Here is a 20,003-nt window from a genome sequence, read left to right on the forward strand (position 1 = left end):
ACCTTAAGCCAGACCCTGCACGCGCCTTGAGCGACCGAGACGTCGCGCACCGCTCTGAAGCCCAGCTTCTCTTTCAAGGACGTTTGCAAGGAGGCTCATCGGCATTGCGTGTTCGGGTCGTCTTAGCTATCCAAATACTTGAACATCAAAATTCCACCCGCACCGAACCGATGGCCGTCAGCGGTGCGCCGGGATAAACGCCCAGGCGCGGCGATACATTGATATCCGGATCGGTGGACTCGTAATACGTCTTGTCGAGCAGGTTGCGGATATTGAATTGAGCCGTGACGCGCGTCGGCCCTACCTTCAATCGGTATGCCGCGAAGGCGTCCATCCGCACATAGCCGGGTAATTGGAAGGTATTCTCGACATCGCCTTCCCGTTGCCCCGCCAGTACGCCGCCTAGACCGAAACTCCAACCGTCCGGCGCTTCGTACCCGTTGAGGTCGTATCTGAGCCATAGGCTTGCCGCATGCTCGGGCACATTGTTCAGTCGCTTGCCCTCGTACCCCTTAATCTGGCCATTCAGGGCTCGGTTGTCCTTGGTAATCCGGGCATCGGTGAAGGCATAGCTGCTGATGATGCTCAAGTTGTCGGTAATACGCCCCGCTACGTCCAGTTCGATTCCCTGGCTGCGCTGCTGGCCGATCGCCACGCTGTCGTTGGGATCGGGCGTCGTCAGGTCGGGGGTGAGCAGGTTGTCCTTGGTGATGTGGTAATAAGCCAAGGTAGCGAGCAAACGATCTTCGAACAAAGAGGTCTTGATTCCGGCTTCGAATTGCTCGCCGATTTGAGGATCAAAGGATCTCCCGGCTGCCGATATCCCATTGTTGGCGCCGAGCGAGGTCGTCCAATTACCGTAAACTCCCAGCCACTGCCAAGGCTGGTAGAGAATGCCCACGCGCGGACTGAATCCGTCGTCTTTCCGGATGGTGTCCGGCAGGTTTTTGTCGGCAGCCGAGAAGGAGCTGCCCCGACCTCTACCCGTTTCGATCCAGTCGTAACGGCCTCCCCCCATGATATGCAGCTTGTCCCACAAGGTGATGTGGTCCTGGAAATAAACGCCGTGCCACTCGTCTTTGATCACCGAGCGGTTGTTCTGAAATTCCGTCTCTAATACGGCACTGTCGAATACGGCCTTGTCGATTCCATAACTGGGCGAAGGATTGAATATGTTGATCGCCAGCGCCGGGTCGGGGGTGTCGAAAAAACCCTGGGTGCGGTATTTGGTGAAGGACCGGAAATAGTCGTATCCCACCAGGACGTCGTGGTCGGTTGGACCGATCCGGAACTTGCCGGTCAAATCGAGGTTGGTAGTGTAGCCCTCGCTGTCATAACGCTGGAAAAAGACGTTGCGCTGAAGGATGCCGGTAACGGGATTCAATGCGTTCCCGAACGCCGGTGCAGGGTTGAGAAAGGTTTCGTCGCCATGGCCGAAGTTGGCGAGGAACCGGTTATGGATGGCCCAGTCTTCGTTGAACCGATGGTTGATTTCGGTACCCAGCAACACCCTGGAAATATTGTCCAACGGATCGTTGGGATCGCCGAAGGCACGTCTCACGGGGATATTCGCCGGGCGCTTGCCGATGACAGGGATGCCATAATCGGCCTGGTAGTCCTGATTGAGCCCCTCGATGTTGATCGTTATATCGGTTGCCTCGGTCGGTCGCCACGTGACGCTGGGATAAACCATGATCCTGTCATTGGAGATGAAATCCCGGAACGACTCGTTGTTCTGGTAGGAGCCGGTGAAGCGATACAACAAGGATTTGTCGTCGGTGATCGGGCCGGTAGCGTCCCATTCGGTGCGATAGAAGTCGTACGAGCCGAACCGTTGTTCCAGGGAGTAATAAGGAATGTCGAGCGCCCTCTTGGTCGTGACATGGATCAAGCCGCCGGGCTCCGCGCGTCCGAACAGAACCGACGCCGGCCCCTTGAGCACTTCGACGCTTTGCAGATTGGCCGTATCGAATTCGGAACGGAAACCGCTCGGGACTGCCATTAGGCCGTTGCGGTAGGTCAAGGGATTGCGAAATCCGCGAACGATGAAGCCGGTGCCCGCTCCGAGGGAGGATTGCGCTCGAACGCCGCTCACGTTCTCCAGAGCATCCGTAATCCTGGTAGTTTTCTGATCCTCCATCACCGCTCTCGGCACTACTTGAATCGATACCGGCGTCTCGATGATCGGCGTGTCGGTCTTGGTGGCTGGGAAGGATTTGGAAACGGCGTAGTCCTCGTTGTAGGGATCGTTCGGATCGGCCTCCGCTCCCGCACTGACAGTCACTTTCCCGAGCGCGATGGCGTCGGCTGCATCGCCGCCGGATTGAACGGCGATTGGCTTGCGCTCCAGGGTCACCGTCCGTTGGCCGGTGAAACGGGCTTGAACGGGAGCCGCGCTCAGCAGCACTTTCAAGGCCTTTTCCGGTGTATAGGCGCCTTTGAGGGGGGCGTTGCGCAGCCCCTCGGCGACATCGCCTTCGTAAAGAACCTGGACGCGGCTCTGCACGGTGAAAGCGGACAGGGCGCGGGGCAAATCTTGCGCCGGAATGTCGAATTGGATCGGCGCTTGAGCGGTCGTCGTGGCCTTGCCGACGGGCTGCGGCTCGGCGCCGACGGAAGCAAGCGGAACATAGGCCGCAAAAGCCGCGGCAATGGCCGTACTCTTGCGGGTAAGGGCACCTGGGCACAGGCCATTCTTCGAACCTGTCTCAACACCATTCCCTCCTTGATGAGCGACAGCTTCTTGTTGTCGATCCTTGTTAATCGACAGGACGTCTTCCCCAGTAAATTTCAAGTTATCGGTCGTTTTCATCGTTATTTTTTCTTTCTGCAGGCTGGTCGAATGACACCTCAGAATCACTCCGCTCCGGGCGAATTCGTGCCGGAATTCAGAGCACAGGAGTTAAGAGGCCTTTGCCGTCCTTGGCTTCCGGACCCCGGCAATCCATGCCGGGGCGACGACTTCAGTAGATGCCTTTACCCACACGGGAAGGTTTCTTACAGTGTTTCTTCAGTTCATGATCCGTCCTCCAGTAACGCCAAGGCTTCCTCTTCCGAAAGGGATTCGAGTTGTTCGATCAGGCATTCCTCGATCACCAAGGCGAGCTGTGTGATGGTGGAGGCCTCGAAGACGCGTCTCAGGGGAACCTCGACATCGAAAGCGGTCCGTACCCGAGACAGCACTTGTACGGCGATGAGGGAGTGCCCGCCGAGATCGAAAAAGTTGTCCTCGACGCCGACCCTATCCAGGCCCAATACGTCTTTCCAGATGTCGGCGAGAATTTCTTCCGCAGGGGTGCGCGGGGCCACGTAGCGCGCTTCCCTTTGAGCGGCGACGTCCGGCGCCGGCAAGGCCTTGCGGTCGATTTTGCCGTTGCTACCGAGAGGCATGGCGTCGAGGCGAACGAAGACCGATGGCACCATGAAGTTCGGAAGCCGTGCCGAGAGATAGGCGCGCAACTGGTCGATCAGGGAAAGACCGTCCGCGGTTTCCTCGCGAGCCGCGATACTCGGCTTGCTCTCCAAATTTTCTCCGGGTTGCGCATCCGGCCCGTTGCCGGAGGGAGAGGGAGAAAACGGCAAGCGTTCCGTGACATAGGCCACCAGACGTTTGCCGCCCGCGCCTCCGTCGTCTCGGGCCACCACCACGGCTTGCTCCACGGCCGGATGCAGGAGAAGCTGCGCCTCGATTTCGCCCGGTTCGATCCGCGCCCCGCGAATCTTGAGCTGGTGGTCGATGCGTCCGAGGAACTCGATGGCGCCGTCCTCCCGGTAACGGCCGAGGTCGCCGGTGCGGTACAAGCGCCCGCCGACAGGGCCGAACGGGTCCGGAACGAACTTTTCCGCCGTCGTTTCCGGCCGGTGCAGGTAACCTCGCCCGACCTGGATACCGGCCACGCAGATTTCTCCGGGCACGCCCACGGGAACCGGGGTGAGCCAGGCATCCAGAAGATACAGCCGGGTGTTGTCCACGGGGCGCCCGACCGGCACGATCGTTTCGGTTTCTGCGGGCGTTTCCGGTACCTCGTAGTAGGAAACGTCGTCCGAGCATTCGGCGGGACCGTAGGCATTGAGCACCCGCACGTGCGGGAAGCGTTTCATCCAGCGCCGGCAGAGGTCCGGCGGAAACGCCTCGCCGCAGGCGATCAGCCAGCGCAGCCGCGGCAGCTCGATACCCCCGGCCATTTCCAGCAGGGCCTGGATCATCGACGGAACCGCCTCCAGAACGGTGACTTCGCGTTCGGCGATTTGGCGGAGAAGCAGGCCGGGATCGCGCACGATGTCGTCCGGGAAAATCTCGACCCGAGCGCCGCATGCGAGAGCCGTCAGGTGCTGCCAGACGGAAATGTCGAAACACTGTCCCGCGGTTTGGGCGATGGCGTCGGCTTCGCTCAAACCCAAAGTCGGAACCTTGGTGATCAGGTTGTTGAACATGCCCCGGTGCTCGACCATGGCGCCCTTGGGCGTTCCGGTGGAGCCGGACGTGAAGATCGTGAAGGCCAGGCTGCCGGGGCCGTGCAGGCGTTCGGGATCGGTGGCCGGATAGCTTTGCGCCACGGGTTCGTCCAGTACCAGCAGCGCCGGCCGCCGGGAGACCGTCCGGCACACTGATTCGGCCCGTTCCCGGAAGGACTTGCCAACCAGCAGCCGAGCGGCGCGGGCTTCCTCCAGCACCTGCGTCAGGCGTGCGTCGGGATGGCCGGGATCGAGCGGCAGATAGGCGCCGCCGGCTTTGAACACGCCCAACATCATCACCAGGAAATCGATGCCGCGATCGTTCAACAGGGCGACCAGCGTCTCGGGGCCCACCCCAGCGGCGCGCAAGGCGTGAGCCAGGCGATTGACGCGGGCGTTGAGTTCACGATAGGTCAATGCCTCGCCGCAGCAGGCGACGGCGACCGCCTCGGGCGCCAGCGCCGTCTGCGCTTCGAAACGGGCCACGATGTCCCGAGGTTCGGGATAGGGATGATCGGTCCGGTTCCATTGCTCCAGGATTGCGCCGCGCTCGCTTTCGGTCAGCATCGGGAGCGAGCCCAGGCGGGCGCCGGGATGGCGGATGAGGCTTTCCAGCAAGGTCTTGAAATGCCCGAGCATCCGTTCCACGGCGGCCGGTTCGAAACGGTTTACGTCATAGGTAATTTGCAGGTGGAAACGCGGGGAAGGAACCAGCACCGCGTTGATCGGATAATTGGAATGGGTGCGGTGCTTGTCGTCGACGATGTTCAAAACGTCCTTGGAACCCCGCAAGGTCGGATCGACCGGCGCGTTTTCGAACACGAACAGGTGCTGGAAGAGCGCCTGGCCTCTGGGAAGCTCGCTCAAAGCTTGTATCTGTACCAGAGGCATGTATTCGTATTGGCGGAGCTCCAGATTGTGGTACAGCAGTTCGCGCAGGAATTCCAGGGCCGGCTGATCCGGCTTGACCTTGACCCGCAACGGCAGGCTGTTGATGAACAATCCCAGCGCCGTTTCCACCCCGGGCAAATCGGTCGGGCGTCCGGCCACAGTCACTCCGAACACGACTTCGTCGCACCGCGAATAATGGGCCAGCATCAGCGCCCAGGCGGCCTGCAAGACGCTGTTCGGCGTCACTTGGCAACGCTGCGCCAAAGCATGAAGCGCCTTGGTGTCTTCCTCGGACAACGGCGCCACCCGATCCCGGACCTGGCTCGTGCCTTTTGTTTCCGGCGGAACCGGCTTGTCCACGACCAGCGGCGTGGGTTCGCCGAATCCGGTAAGGTACCGGCGCCAGAAATTTTCAGCAGCCTCCCGGTTCTGCTCCGCAAGCCAGCCGATATAGTCCCGATAGGGTATCGCAGCCTCCCTGGGCGGGCAGGGCTCTCCTTTTACCTTGGCCTCATAGTTCGCCCGGAACTCCAACAAAACCGGGGACTTGCACCAGGCATCCATGAGAATGTGGTGATGGCTGCGGATGAAGCGGTAACGTCGGTCGCCGAACCGGACCAGGCGTATCCGCATCAAAGGCGCCACCGTGAAATCGAAACCCGTTTTCAGCTCGGTTTCGATCAACGCCTCGAACCGCCGTTCCTGTTCGACTGGGTCCATTCCTCTCCAGTCCTGATAATCGAACGGCAGCGCCAGGTGCTTCTGCACGCACTGGTGCGGACTCGAATAGTCTTTCCAAAGAAAGGACGTGCGGAGGATGGGGTGACGGTCCAAGACCTCCTGCCAGGCCGCCTTGAAAGCCTCGATTTCGACATCCCCGTCGATTTCGTAGCGATCGATCATGTGATAGATGCCCGATCCCGGATACATCAGGGAATAGAACAGCATGCCTTCCTGCATGGGCCCCAGCGGATAGACATCCTCGATGTTTCCCGGCGGATAAGGCAGTCTGTCGAGCTCCTGCGCGGACAGCTTGGCCAGCGGAAAATCGGAGGGCGTTAGCCCGGACACGCCGGGTTCGAGACAGTGGGAGATCAGCGTCTCCAATGCCTGGATCACGGCGTCGCCGAGGCGGGCGATGGTCGAGCCGCCATAACGCGCCGCGCTGTAAATCCAGGTCAGTTGGAGATGCCCGCCGCTGACCGCGGCGTTGACCGCCAATTCGTGCGTCCGGCGGTTCGCCGAGGCGCGGGCGATGCCCGATGCCAGCGCGCATTGCCGGAAATACGCGTGGGCGTCGGTTCCGAGGTCCAGGTGGCCGAGATAATTGAACAGGATGGGCGCATCCGCCGAACAGCCTTTTTCCCGCCCTTCGCCGAGCCAGCGCCAGACGGTGTAGTCGAATCCCCGTGCGGACTGGCGGCGGAACTGCTCCTTGAGGTCCTTGATGATGCCTCCGGTGGCGTTCGCCGGATCGATATCGAAGGTCACCGGGTAGGAGGTCGTGAACCGTCCTATCGTCCGCGTAAAATCCAAATCCCTGAACGGGCCGTTGTCGCGGCTGTGCGCTTCGACCTCCACCCGCAACCGGTGCAGGCCGGACCAGTCCGAAAGACCCTTGACGACGGCGATGAGCAACAATTCCTGAACGCTGGTCCGATAGGCCGCTCCGGCTTCCTGAATGAGCGCCCGAGTGAGTTTTTCGGAGAGCTTGACCGTATACTCGGCGGCATCGGCTTCGGTGTTCGTGCCTTCGTCGCGATCGACCGGCAAAGCCGTTTCAGCAGCCTCCCGCGAGTGCCACCAGGATGGCGCTCTCCCCTCCCCCGCCAGGGTTCCGGCATAGTCCTGAAGCCGCGCAGCCCATTGCCGGTAAGAGGTCGTTTTGGCCGGCAAGGTCACGGCGTGGCCGGAGGCCAATTGGTCGTGGATGAGCACGAGATCGTCCAGCAGGATGCGCCAGCTCGCGATATCCATGGCCAGGTGATGGATGACCAGCAACAGCCGCGCGCCGCGTCCCCGCCCGAGTTCGAACCAGACCGCCCGGAGCGTGGGCCCCTCGCCGAGATCGATCTGTCGCTGCCAATACTCCGCGCGTCCGGCAAGAAAGGCCTCGAACGCCGCGTCAGGGATAGCGGACAGTTCTTCCCGATGAAACATGGGCTGCCGCTCTTTCCCGACGTAACAGGCCCGCCAAGCCGCCGCGTCGCGGGAAAACCGCAGCCGCAAGACGTCATGATGGAACACCAGTTGCTCCACGGCGCGCTCCATCAGGCCGGGGTCGAACGGATGCAGCATGTCCAACAGCAGGGATTGATTCCAGTGATGCGGATTCGCGAGATCCTGGGCGAAGAATTTCTGCTGGACCGGCGTTAGAGGAGCCGGTCCTTCGATAATGCCTTGCTCGGCCTCGAACGGAGCCGCGCTTTCCGCCGCCAGCGCCAATTCCGCCACTGTCTGGTGCTGAAAAATCTGCCGCGGCGCCAGGTTCAAGCCGATCCGCCGAGCGCGGCTCGCCACCTGTATGCTGAGGATGGAATCCCCTCCCAGCGAAAAGAAGTTATCGTGGATGCCGACCCTGTCGATGCGCAGCACCTCGGCCCAAATGGCAGCCAGCCGGGCTTCCGCGTCGTTTCGGGGTGCGGCGTATCGGCGCGTCAATTGACGGGAAGGATCGGGCTTAGGCAGGGACCTCCGATCCAGCTTGCCGTTGGGAGTCAGCGGCAAACCGTCCAGGAACACGAAGGCCGCCGGAACCATGTAGTCCGGCAGAGCGATTTGGACATGGACACGCAGGGCTTCCGGGTCCGGTTCGTCGCCGCTGGATACGATGTACGCGGCAAGACGTTTGACTCCGCGTTCGTCTTCCCAGGCCGTCACCACGGCATCCCGCACTTCGGGATGGGTCCGCAGGCGGGCCTCGATCTCGCCCGGCTCGATACGAAAGCCTCGAATCTTGAGCTGATGGTCAGCGCGCCCCAGGAATTCGACGAGGCCGTCGGCTCTCCGACGCACGAGGTCGCCGGTCCGGTACAGGCGCTCGCCGGGGCCTGCACCGAACGGATCGGGAACGAAGCGTTCGGCGGTCAGGTCCGGACGATTCAGATACCCTTGGGCCAGCCCCGCGCCGCCGATGTACAACTCGCCGGCGACACCGTTCGGCACCGGTTCGAGATTGCCGTCGAGAACATAGGCCCGGCTGTTGGCGATCGGGCGGCCGATCGGTACCGATTCCCTTGCCCCGCTCTCCCGCACGTCCGGTTCAATCGGAAGAATCAGCGATCCGACCGTGGTCTCCGTGGGGCCGTAGTGATTGAAGATAAGGCATTCCGGACGCTGGGCGATGATCCGGCCGACCAGATCGTAGGTGAGCACGTCGCCGCCGCAAATCAACGCCCGTCGAGGCGCGATGGTCCTGCCTTCGGCCGAATCCAGGAGGGCCGCGAGATGAGAGGGCACGATCTTCAGCACGTCGATCGGCTGGCGTTCGATGTAGTCGGCGAACACGCGCCCATCCGTGGCGGCATCCTGGTCGAATACATGCAGACATCCGCCGGAAACGAGGGAAGCGAACAGGACCGTATTGCCGAGATCCGCCGCGGGCGTAGATACCATTGCGTAACGAAATCCGGCGATCGCGGAAATCTGCCCGGCAATAAGCTGGGTGTAATTAGCGAGGCTCCGGTGAGAAACCACGACGCCTTTGGATTGTCCGGTCGACCCCGATGTGTAGATCACATAGGCGGGATGGTCCGGCGTCATCGCAGGGTGCGGATCGTCGTGCGCCGGTTCCGGTCCTTCCGGCCATAGATCCATATCGAGCCGGACGATGGCGGGAAAATGGCTGGAAGCGTTCAAGCCGGTTTGCGTCAGCAATAGGCCGACGCCGGCGTCGGCCAGCACGCGGGCCACCCGGTCTTCCGGATAAGCGGGGTCGAGGGGAACGTAGGCGGCGCCGGCCTTGAGCACGGACAGGATGGCCGTCACGAAATTCGCGGAGCGCTCGACGCAAATGCCGACCCGGCTGCCAGGCCCGACTCCAAGCGCTATCAGATGATGCGCCCAGCGGTTGGCGACGGCGTTCAATTCGCGGTAGCTCAGGCGTTGCTGCTTGCACGCCACGGCCGGAAGATCGGGGGTGTTGGCCGCCTGCAGCTCGAACAGCCGATGAATGCACGGTTCTTCCGGAAGCGGCATCTCCGGCCCAACGGCCTGGTCCAACAGGTGATTTCGCTCCTGCTCGCCGAACAGCCTCAAGCCGCCGATACTTGTTGCGGGATTCGCCGCCACAGCCTCTAAGAGATTGCGGAAATGATCGGCAATCCGGGAAACCGTCCGTTCCGTGAAAAGATCGGTGCGGTATTGGAAGGACAGCAGGAGGCTGGCTCCATCTTCGGCCGCCATCAGTTTGAGATCGAACCGCTCTATGCGCTGCCTGATGGCCAGGGGGCGCACTGGCCAATCGTTCCCGACCGACATCTCGCCGTTTTCCCCCAGAGCGAGCTGCGCCAGTTCGCTTCCGATATTCGCTTGCGTCTGCTGCAGCACGAATAGGGTTTGATAGACCGGCCAGTGATCGGCGTTGCGCTCGACATGCAGACGTTCCACCATGAGGGAAAACGGATAGTCCTGATGTTCTAGAGCACCCAATAAAGCGTCGTGTATCTCCGCCAGATAAACTGAAAAAGGCTTGTCTGCGGCGGGCTGGCTGCGCAGCGGCACCGGATTGACGAAGTTGCCCACCACGGACGCGAATCGGGCCTGACTGCGCCCGGCCGTGGGAACGCCTACGATCAGGTCGGTTTGACGGGTGTAGCGATGGAGCAGGACCTTGTACGCCGCGAGCAATAGGGTGAACAGGGTGACGCCGCTCCGCGCCGCGAAATCCTTTAGCCTGTCGGTTTCCTCCCGGCTCAGGCGAACCGCTACCGAAGCGCCGCGGTAGTTCGGTACCGCAGGCCGCGCACGGTCAGTGGGCAGGGCGAGGATCGGGAGTTCTCCGGAAAGCCGTTGCCGCCAGTAATCCCAGTCGGCATTGCCGGCCGGACTTTCCAGATAGTTCCGTTGCCAGGCCGCGAATTCAGCATAGCTGGAAGCCGGTGGGGACAAGCTCGGCCCTGGAACCGTCTCACCCAATTCCGAACGGATTTTTCTCAACTCGTCGACGAGCACGAGCACCGACCAAAGGTCCAGGGCGATGTGGTGGGCGCAAAGCAGGAGGGTATGCGGAGAGGCTTGAGGCCCTAGGCTATGGGCTACAGGTTCCTGGACATCCGAAGTCTTGAGCCTGAAGTCCGGAGCCTTGGTTCCATGTCGATAGAGGACCACCCGCAAGACCGGTCCGTGCGCCAAGTCGAAGGGTTCGCGGATGCGCCGCGCCATGTCGTCTTGAAGTTCGGATTCCGACCAAACCGAGGCGTCGACGGCAGTAAAGAAGTCGGGCAGGTCGGCCAGCGGCAATACCGACTGAAAGACCTCGTCGCCCTCGTTGCGATAAACCGTGCGCAGCATTTCGTGCCGCTCCGCCAGGCGGTAGAAGGATCGCCGCAAGGCTTCCGCGTCGGCGCCGTTCTCGATGCGCAAGGCTAGATGCAGGTTGTAAACGATGCTGTTCGGTTCCATGTGTTGCATCGTCCACATGGAAAACTGGGTCGAAGAAAGGCTCGAGGCTAGAGACTCGAGACTTGAGGAAACGGAGACTATTGCCTGTTCCTTGTCATTTCCTACAGCCTCCAGCCTCAAACCTTCAGCCTGACAGGCAAGAGCTTCAGCCACTTCCACCACCGACCGGTCGGACAGGAATAGCGTCAACGGGGCCTCGATGCCCAATAATTCGTCCACCGTGTGCTTGAGTTCGACGGCCTTCAGGGAATCGAGGCCCGACGCTCGCAGCGGCGATTCCATGGATACGGCGAATTCCTCGATCTTCAGCAGATGGGCGATCTTGGTCCGGAGGAAACGAGCGATCAGCGCGGCGCGCTGCGGGTGAGGAACGACGGACAAGGCTTCCTGCAGAAGTTGGAGTTGGAATTCCTGCGGCGTCGCCTTGCGTTCGCTCGCCTTCCTCATTCCACCCGAAGTAGCCGGGCTGTCCTGCCCGGCAAGCTGCGCGCCCCCTTCCTTCGGGTCGTCCGACCGCGCCAACACCGGTAGAGCACCCTCCAGGTACGCTTGCTTACAGGCTTGGCGGCGCAGTTTGCCGCTGGAGGTCTTGGGAACGCCGCCGGGCTGGACGAGAACCAGTTCGGCGGCCGTCAATTCACAAGCCTCGGCCAGGGTGCTCCGCAAGGATGCGAAAATCGCTTCGTAATCGGCCTTCCGTATGGCTTCGCGGGTCAGTTCCGCGACCACGATCGGCTTTTCCTCGTCCTGACAGGTCACAGAGAATGCGGCGCAGCCTCCGGGACGCAGGACATCCACACTGTCAGTCAGTGCGTGCTCGATGTCCTGCGGGTAATAGTTCCGCCCTCGGATGATGATCAGGTCCTTGATACGCCCGGTAACGTATAACCGGCCGTCGTCGAGTAATCCCAGGTCGCCGGTGCGGAGAAATGAGACTTCAGGCTTTAGGCCAGAGTCCATAGGCCGGATTCCGCTAGTCCGAAGTCTATGGTCTAGAGCCTCTAGCCTCGCCCTGAAGGTGTTCTCGGATTCCTCGGCGCGGTTCCAGTAGCCTTGCGCCACGCTGGGGCCCGAGACCCAGATTTCGCCTTCCCGGCCCGGCAGGCACGGTTTTCCCGTATGGGGATCGACAATTTGGACAATATGGCGATCCGCGGGCAAGCCGCAGGAAACGAGGCTGGAGGCTGGAGACTTGAGGCTTGAGGAATCGCCGATCCTGGGTTTGGCCTTTGTTTCCTCCAGCCTCACGCCTCCGGTTTCTAGCCTCGCTCCTGTTACAAACAGCGTAGCCTCGGCCAGACCGTAACAAGGAAAGAAACTTTCGCGGCGCAAGCCGCATTCGGCGAAGGCACCGGCGAAGCGATCCAAAGTCGCGGCACGCACCGGTTCGGACCCATTGAAGGCCAATGTCCAGGCGCTGAGATCCAGGTCGCGCTTTTGTTCGGCCGTCACCTTGCGAACGCAGAGATCGTAAGCGAAGTTGGGACCGCCGGAAGTCGCGGCCCGGAATTCGGAAATGGCCTTCAGCCAGCGTACCGGCTTCTCCAGAAAGGCCATGGGTGGCATCAGGACGGCGGTAGAGCCGACATAAAGCGGCTGGAGGATGTTTCCGATCAAGCCCATGTCGTGATACAGGGGCAGCCAGCCGACCACGGTCGAGCGCTCGGTGTGTCCGAAGCTTTGCCGGATGGCCTCCTGGTTGGCGAGCAGATTGCCGTGGCTCACCATCACGCCCTTGGGGTCGCCGGTGGAACCCGATGTGTATTGCAGGAAGGCGATGTTTTCCGGCGCGAGTACGGGCGCCTGCCAACACCCGGCTTCGTCCGAAGCCACGGTATCGGTGGCGAACCAGTTCGACGCGGCGCGCAACGCGCCTCCCACGAATTCATCCCGGAATTTTGCGGCGAGTTCCGCCGTGGTCATGATGGCGGCGGGTGCGGCATCGCGCATCACGGCCTGGAGGCGCGGCAGATGCTGGCGGGTCGGAGGATAAGCCGGTACCGCGATGGCTCCGGCATACAGGCAGCCGAAAAAGGCCTCGATATATTCAAGCCCCGGCGGATACAGCAGCACCGCTCGTTCCCCGACCATCCCCAGGGTCTGAAGGCGGGCGGCGATGGCGCGGGCGCGCCGGTCTAGATCGGCGAACGTCAGCCGGCCGTTTTCGATTTCGCCGTCGGCGAGAAAAACGTATCCTTTTCCCAAGGCATTCTCGTTGGCTCTCGCGCCCAGCAGCTCGACCAGATTGGAGCAAGTCATCCCAACATTTCCCGTCACTCCGGACTCCTCGAAGTTGCGCACTGCGGCCTCCTTTATGAAACGTAATTCAGATATGAGCGGTACCAGGGGAGTACCCGCTTGGCGGAAACGCCGGCGCATAGCCCGAGGGCGATCACCGTGTTGTAGTACACGTTCTTGAGCGGCATCCCTCGTCCCAATGCCAAAATTCCCTGAACGGAGCTGTCGCGGGTATGCCAGTCCACGTTGAAGGAGATGGCGCAGTCGAGACTGCGGACGTGGTGCAGCATTCCCGGGGGCATGTAAAGCATGTCTCCCGGTTCCACGGTGCACTCTCGAACCTGCGCCTCCCGAAAAAGCGGATGGCGCACGAAATTCGGGTTTTCGGCGTCCACTTCGCACCAGCGCCACCGATAGCGGTAACAGTAGGAGAGCTGGTCGTGATCCAGCAGGATGAAACGCTTGCGCCCCGCCACCTGGAAGAACAGGTTATGGGTGAGCAGGCAATCGAAATGGAGCGGCGTCAGACTGTGTGTCGGCCCCAGGAAGAACTGGGCGAACTGCAACCAATAAGGTCGGTACCAGCCCGGAAAATAGTCCGACGGAAAGCCGCGGAGGTCGTTTGCCGCATCGGGTAAGACGCCGAGTAGCGGCACGTCGTGAAAATAGGGCGGCCGATCCTTGGCTGCCATTTCGTCCGATTCAAGCCGGGATTGGTAGGCCTCCAGTTGATCCAGATACTCGCTCAACCTGGCGTCGACCGTCCTCAAACCGGCGACGCCTTCATCGGCCAGCCCTTGCTTGAGCTTGACGAAGCGTTGGCCGGAGACTCGGCGCAGATGGTCGAATGTCCAGCGAGCGAGTGCCGGGCAATGGTTGAGCGCCCCGCTCACGACTACCGGAACGCCTTTGGCCACGTACCCGGAGAAAAAATCGGCGGATGAGAGTTTTGCTCTGCGCTCGATTGGAGGGTATACCTTACCTGCAGCCGGATTCCCCGGTTGCGCGTCTGCCGCCGTTTCGATCGCCGGCTTCCGGAGCATCAAATTCGCCATGCTCCCTCCGAATGCCTGCGTAGTTCCGTACCCTTCAAACCAGCATTTCCCAGCAAGCTTCCGGTCGTACTAGAAATCGCTCTCGAGTCGGATTCACGGGAAGGAACGGCGGTCGCCGGCTTGGTCGTTGTCGTGCTTTCCACCCAGTGGCGAACCGTGACTCGGACCGGCTCTCCCTCTACCGCGAGAGCCGAAACGAAACCGTGAATCAGGTCGAGAGGGTAAAGCCACCAGCCGGACGACTGCCCCAGCGCGTCTTGAATCTCGACGGCGGATCGGGTTTCGAGCGGTCCCAAGGGTATGTCGAAGGCATCGAGAGAAAACGACAAGCCGTCGCCACGGCCTTTGACATAGGCCTCCTTTCTGGTCCAGCCCCGAAGAAATGCCGCCGTCTTTTCGGACAAGGAAATTTCGCTGAATTCGGCCTGCTCGTTCGGCGAAAAGACCAAAGGCGCCAGTTCTTGCCAGGGGACATCGTTTCTCACGGGCTCGATATCGATGCCGACCTCGCTATCGCAGGAAATGGCGTATGCCGCCCAGCCCCCGGCATGGGAAAGATTGAACCGGAGCCGCTCGACCGGGCGGCCCGCCACCATTTCGCCGGGAGCGAAATGGGACGCGCAGCGGCCCGTCGGGACGGAGTCCACGGAGGGACTTCGCAATTCCGGTTTGCCAAAAGCGCCATAGGCGAAACGGATTTCAGAAGGGTCGATGTTCAGATATCCGGCGAGCAGCCGGCGGAGAATTCCTCTGGCCGCGGCGTATTGAGCCCGGTCTCGCTCGAACGCGAAGCGGCCGGCTCTTTCCCGTTCGTCATTAGACAAATCTGCGAAGTACCAGGAATAGGATTCGTAAGCGACGGCGCTGTGGTCTGCGGCATTGCCGAGATCAGAAATCAGCGGCACACACCAGACATGCACTTCGGCCGGCGACAGCCGAGGGAAATTAGGCGTAGAAATCACTGGCCGAGACATCCGTATCGCCTTCTCAGAAAGAGCATCCTCCGAACCGGAGAATTCCCACGCGCATCAAGCCTCCTTCCCTGCCGACGCGGCTTCCTGAAGGGACGCCTCCTCCATGTGTCTGCGTAAACTCAGAGGCCGCATGTCCGTCCACACATCCCTGATATAGTCCAGACACTCCTGCTTCGGACCGCTCTTGCCGACCGTTCGCCATCCTATAGGCACTTCCTTGTATTCCGGCCAAATCGAATACTGCTCCTCATGGTTGACGACCACGTGGTAAATCGTCGTATCGTCTTCATCCCAAGCCATGTTTTCGTCCTCCAGATTCGAGTTCAAGCAACCAGGATCGGTTTTCGTCGCCGAGGTTTTTTGCCCCGGATACCCGTATTGACGAAAACACAAAACCGACCCCGTACTCCGGGACGAAAATTTTGAGGGCGATTTGAAGCGAGGTGTGTCCGAGGAATGGATGCGCTGTGCTGCTGGAGCGTTGTCAGGTTTGGTGTAGTGCCCTCAGTAGGTCGGGAATCCTTTCCCGACACCCCAGTTCGGCAAGTGCATTTGTCGGCAAAGGATTGCCGACCTACGACTACGGCTTTGGGATAGGCGTGAGAAAGGAATTCAGGCGGCGAGGGAAGGTGCGCCAGCCCTCGGCCGGATGCGGCGGCTGAGAGCTCAGAGGGTGGGCTGGTAAAGCAAGGTCAGAGCGCCGGAAAGATTTACCGAGCTTAGTCCTAAGGTTTTCTCGATGGCGGTAAGAATATCGCGGGGCCGGGTCAGGTCGAAGGCGCCACTGACGACCCGCTCGCGGATGCGCGGATCGGCGATGATGATCTTGCCGGGGAAATAACGATTTATCTCGTCGACCACGGCGGCGAGCGGCTGCATGTTGAACACCAAGAGTCCCTCGCGCCAGGCCGACGCCTGCCGGGCATCCACGCGGAGAACAGGGCCTATGCCGTCGATGCTGCCGGTCGCCTGCAATCCGGCGCTCAGTTCTATCGCCCGATCCTCGGCCCCCTCGGTGTAGACGCGCACCCGCCCCTCGGACACGGTGACGGTCATACGGTCATCCCGCTCGTATACGTTGAACGCGGTGCCCGTGACTTTGGCCACGCCATGAGCGGTAAGGACGATGAAGGGACGGTCTGGATCGTGGCTCACCTGGAAATAAGCTTCGCCTTCCAGGAGTTTGATCACGCGTCGTTCCGGGGAGAACTCGACCGATAAGGCTGAGTGGGTATTGAGGGAAACTCGGGAGCCGTCCTCCAGCGTAATCTCCTGCCGTTCGCCCCACTCCGTATGATAATCACTGGTCCAAAAGCGAAAAGCTCCCGGCAACCAAAGGTACATGACAAGCGCAGCAGCCAGAGATAAGCCCACGAAGGCACGGCGCGCCGGTCGCCTAGCGACCCTTTGCCCAGCTTTACGGATGAGAGGGGTCGCATCCGTCTGTTCCGACGCCAAAGTCTCTTCTCGTTCGAAGACCCGTCGGGCCGGCTCGTCCAGCAGCGCCCAAAACATTTCGACATCCGCATAAGCCTTGGCATGCAGGGAGCTACGCTTTCGCCAGTCCTCGAAACGATTGCGATCCTCGGGCGTAACCCGGCCGGAGTGGAGTTTCGAGAACCACTCGATCGCCTCGTCGGAGATCGTCGTCTCCACGGGGTTTGGATGCATAACCGCTCTTTTTATCTTGTTGTCTGCGCGACGAACTGGCGTGGCACTTGCCAGCTTTTTCGATTACAGCCGGTCAACTCCTCCTTGTCAAATGATAACGAGTTCGTTGGGAAAATAACGCTGAAAAGTACTTTGCCAGTTTGAACGCAAGTTGGTCTTACTGGGCACCATCAAGGATGGACACGTCAGAGCGGGATTTGCCGCACCCTATTCTTTCGCAGTAGAACGTCGGCGCTATCTAGTCCGCATTCTATCGCGCAGAATCTTCAACGCTTTACCGACCTGTTTTTCCACAGTACGAGGGGAGATATTCAATCGCTCGGCTATTTCGGCATGACTGAGGTGCTGGACCTTGTGCAGCAGAAAGATACGGCGGCATTGCGGAGGCAGTTCAGCGATCGATTGGCCAAGGAGGTCCAACTCTTGGCCTGCTTCCGTGATCTTGTCGGGAAGCGGTTTCGGACAGATCAGGTCTTCTTCCAGCGGCTCGTGATGAGCCTGCGCCGACGCCACGGCCTGCCGCCCGTAATCGACCACCAAATTGCTCGCGATACGAAACAGGTAAGCAGGCAGATTAACTATTTCGTCGACGGAGTTTTGCTGAATAACCCGCAAATAGGCCTCCTGGACTACATCCTCCGCAGTATCGCTGCAACCGAGACGGCGCTTGAGCAATTGCAGCAAGGGTTTTCGAGTTTCCAAGTAAGTCGACTGAATAAGCGCAACGGACGATTTCATTTATTGTTGTTCCTTAACGGGTCTTGGCGCCATCGGGGAGCAAGTACAGTTTTCAAGCCTCGAGAGGAAGATCGTGGCTGAACTATCCGAGCAAGGTCTGTGCCGAGCGCATTTCCGCGCCTGATTCGAGTGGGAATCTAGATGTAGCCTCGCAAACTAGGGCTTATGACTCACTATATGCGGCATATCACACAGCTCTACCATGCCCGGCGCTTCGCTTCTCAAGCTTTACGGTGCCTTGCAGCCGCCTCCGAGCATCTTTGGGATAGCAGTGAGGGATTAGCCTCGGTTAAACGTTTATCGGATAAGGAACAACCAAAGAGAATGGTCGTTAGAATCAGGCGGGAGCGAAAGTCCAGTCTTGAGCAGAAATTGGGCATTCGCTCAAAATGAAAAAGGCCTGCATCGCTGCAAGCCTTTGTTTTACTTGGTGGGCCCTCAAGGACTTGAACCTTGGACCAAGGGATTATGAGTCCCCTGCTCTAACCAACTGAGCTAAGGGCCCGAGAACTGGTCGTTAATCCATGTCAAGGAAACTGCGTAGTTGCTCGGAACGAGAAGGATGACGGAGTTTGCGCAATGCCTTGGCTTCGATCTGACGAATACGCTCGCGGGTCACGTCGAACTGCTTGCCCACTTCTTCCAAGGTGTGGTCGGTATTCATATCAATTCCGAAACGCATCCGCAAGACTTTCGCTTCTCTAGCCGTCAATCCGGCCAACACTTGCTGAGTCGTTTCGCGCAAGCTTGCGACGGTTGCATGCTCGATCGGAGACATCACCCGAGAATCCTCGATGAAATCACCCAAATGCGAGTCCTCATCATCGCCGATGGGGGTTTCCATGGAAATGGGTTCCTTGGCGATCTTTAGAACCTTGCGAACCTTATCTTCGGGCATATCCATGCGGACCGCCAGTTCTTCCGGCGTCGCTTCCCGTCCCATTTCCTGCAACATCTGACGCGAGATACGGTTCAGTTTATTGATCGTCTCGATCATGTGCACCGGAATTCGGATGGTGCGCGCCTGATCGGCAATCGAACGCGTAATCGCCTGGCGAATCCACCACGTTGCATAGGTGGAAAACTTGTAACCGCGTCGATATTCGAATTTATCGACCGCCTTCATGAGGCCGATGTTTCCTTCCTGGATCAAATCGAGGAACTGCAATCCCCGATTGGTATATTTTTTGGCAATGGAAATGACCAAACGCAAATTGGCTTCGATCATCTCCTTTTTGGCGAGACGTGCCTGGCTCTCGCCAACAGAGACGCGCCGATTGATTTCTTTAATGTCGGCGATCGACAGTTGATTATCTTTTTCTATCTGCGCCAGTTTGCTTTGCGCACGCCTCACCTCGTCGGCATAAGAAGCCAATATCTCACCATAGCGCGCCCCCAACAGTTTCTGAAACCAATCGGGATTGCTTTCGTTACCGGCGAAAGAGGCGATGAATTCTGCGCGCGGCATTTTTGCTTTGACGACGCAGATATCCTGAATAATCCGCTCCTGCTCCCGAATCTTCTCGACCGCACTGTGCAACAGATCGGTCAACTCCTTGAAAAACTGGGGCGTTTTCTTGAACTCCATGAAACTTTCCGCAAGAGAGTCGAACGCTTTCTGCGTACGTTCATGGTGATAACCGTGCTTGTGATGTGCATTGACAGCAGCTTTGTGCTGCTTGTTGAAAAGCTCGAGCTTCTCTCTAACGAGTTCCGGGTCAGGCCCACTCTCGGTTTCATCGAGAATTTCGGTGTCGGCCTCTTCATCCAGCAAGACCTCTTCCGACTGGGCTGCCGGATCGAAAAAGTCGGAAATCAAGTCCGACAACCGAGCCTCTCCTTTTTCGACAGCATCGAAGGCCCTGATAAAATGATCCATCGCAGCTGGAAAACGAACCAACTCATTCGCCGCTTGGTTCAGTCCTTCCTCGATGCGCTTGGCGATGCTCAGCTCACCTTCGCGGGTCAGCAGCTCGACCGTTCCCATCTCACGCATGTACATACGTACGGGATCTGTGGTCCTGCCCAATTCGGCATCAACGGAGGAAGCAAGTGCCGCAGCGACTTCCGCCGCTTCGTCCTCATCTTCCTCGGTAACAACGGCAGGTTCGGGAATCAAATCTGCATCCGGCACATCCTCGTGCACCTCAATTCCCATATCATTGATCATGCAGATGATGTCTTCCATCTGCTCCGGATCGACGATATCGCTGGGTAAGTGGTCATTCACCTCGGAAAAAGTGAGGTAACCTTGCATTTTACCTTTGGCGATAAGCTCTTTAAGCTGAGATTGCTGTTGTTCCAGATTCATCAACTGACCCGCGACTGCTGTATGCCCGCAAAACAATACAGTATATTA

8 protein-coding genes and 1 tRNA gene are annotated in these 20,003 nt (G+C 59.7%); all 9 read right to left on the reverse strand.

Annotated elements, in window-relative coordinates; translation table 11 throughout:
* Window positions 1–145: 145 nt before the first annotated feature.
* The 9 genes from ACR2TX_RS02490 to rpoD all read right to left on the reverse strand — a co-directional run bounded on the left by ACR2TX_RS02490 (window position 146) and on the right by rpoD (window position 19,955).
* On the reverse strand, window positions 146–2,812 hold the full coding sequence (locus ACR2TX_RS02490) for a TonB-dependent siderophore receptor (RefSeq protein ID WP_434131105.1): 2,667 nt from the start codon (window positions 2,810–2,812) through the stop codon (window positions 146–148).
* Between the two features lie 203 nt (window positions 2,813–3,015).
* Window positions 3,016–13,227, reverse strand: coding sequence for an amino acid adenylation domain-containing protein (locus ACR2TX_RS02495; protein WP_434131107.1), 10,212 nt, complete (start codon window positions 13,225–13,227; stop codon window positions 3,016–3,018).
* A gap of 53 nt (window positions 13,228–13,280) precedes the next feature.
* Window positions 13,281–14,261, reverse strand: coding sequence for a cupin-like domain-containing protein (locus tag ACR2TX_RS02500; protein ID WP_434131110.1), 981 nt, complete (start codon window positions 14,259–14,261; stop codon window positions 13,281–13,283).
* The gene (locus ACR2TX_RS02505) at window positions 14,249–15,235 is read right to left on the reverse strand and encodes a 4'-phosphopantetheinyl transferase family protein (RefSeq protein WP_434131113.1); all 987 of its coding nucleotides are present in this window, start codon (window positions 15,233–15,235) and stop codon (window positions 14,249–14,251) included. Before ACR2TX_RS02505 ends, ACR2TX_RS02500 begins: the two co-directional genes overlap by 13 nt.
* Before the next feature lie 54 nt (window positions 15,236–15,289).
* Entirely contained in the window at window positions 15,290–15,535 is a 246-nt protein-coding gene (locus ACR2TX_RS02510; protein ID WP_077728541.1) for an MbtH family protein, read from the reverse strand.
* 366 nt (window positions 15,536–15,901) lie between these two features.
* Complete coding sequence (locus ACR2TX_RS02515; protein WP_434110176.1) at window positions 15,902–16,906, reverse strand: FecR family protein; 1,005 nt, start codon at window positions 16,904–16,906, stop codon at window positions 15,902–15,904.
* Between the two features lie 234 nt (window positions 16,907–17,140).
* Window positions 17,141–17,644, reverse strand: coding sequence for an RNA polymerase sigma factor (locus ACR2TX_RS02520; protein WP_077728426.1), 504 nt, complete (start codon window positions 17,642–17,644; stop codon window positions 17,141–17,143).
* A 428-nt stretch (window positions 17,645–18,072) separates the two neighbouring features.
* Window positions 18,073–18,149, reverse strand: a tRNA-Ile gene (locus ACR2TX_RS02525).
* 12 nt (window positions 18,150–18,161) lie between these two features.
* The gene (gene rpoD / locus ACR2TX_RS02530) at window positions 18,162–19,955 is read right to left on the reverse strand and encodes an RNA polymerase sigma factor RpoD (RefSeq protein ID WP_077728427.1); all 1,794 of its coding nucleotides are present in this window, start codon (window positions 19,953–19,955) and stop codon (window positions 18,162–18,164) included.
* Window positions 19,956–20,003 lie beyond the last annotated feature (48 nt).

Origin of the sequence: Methylocaldum sp. GT1BB (genome assembly GCF_051027545.1) — a bacterium.
GTDB lineage: Bacteria > Pseudomonadota > Gammaproteobacteria > Methylococcales > Methylococcaceae > Methylocaldum.

Bases quoted from the DNA above. Each gene is read 5' to 3' on its own strand.
- ACR2TX_RS02490 (WP_434131105.1), bottom strand. From the start codon at position 2,812: ATGAAAACGACCGATAACTTGAAATTTACTGGGGAAGACGTCCTGTCG.
- ACR2TX_RS02510 (WP_077728541.1), bottom strand. From the start codon at position 15,535: ATGGCTTGGGATGAAGACGATACGACGATTTACCACGTGGTCGTCAAC.
- ACR2TX_RS02500 (WP_434131110.1), bottom strand. From the start codon at position 14,261: ATGGCGAATTTGATGCTCCGGAAGCCGGCGATCGAAACGGCGGCAGAC.
- ACR2TX_RS02515 (WP_434110176.1), bottom strand. From the start codon at position 16,906: ATGCATCCAAACCCCGTGGAGACGACGATCTCCGACGAGGCGATCGAG.
- rpoD (WP_077728427.1), bottom strand. From the start codon at position 19,955: ATGAATCTGGAACAACAGCAATCTCAGCTTAAAGAGCTTATCGCCAAA.
- ACR2TX_RS02505 (WP_434131113.1), bottom strand. From the start codon at position 15,235: ATGTCTCGGCCAGTGATTTCTACGCCTAATTTCCCTCGGCTGTCGCCG.
- ACR2TX_RS02520 (WP_077728426.1), bottom strand. From the start codon at position 17,644: ATGAAATCGTCCGTTGCGCTTATTCAGTCGACTTACTTGGAAACTCGA.
- ACR2TX_RS02495 (WP_434131107.1), bottom strand. From the start codon at position 13,227: ATGACTTGCTCCAATCTGGTCGAGCTGCTGGGCGCGAGAGCCAACGAG.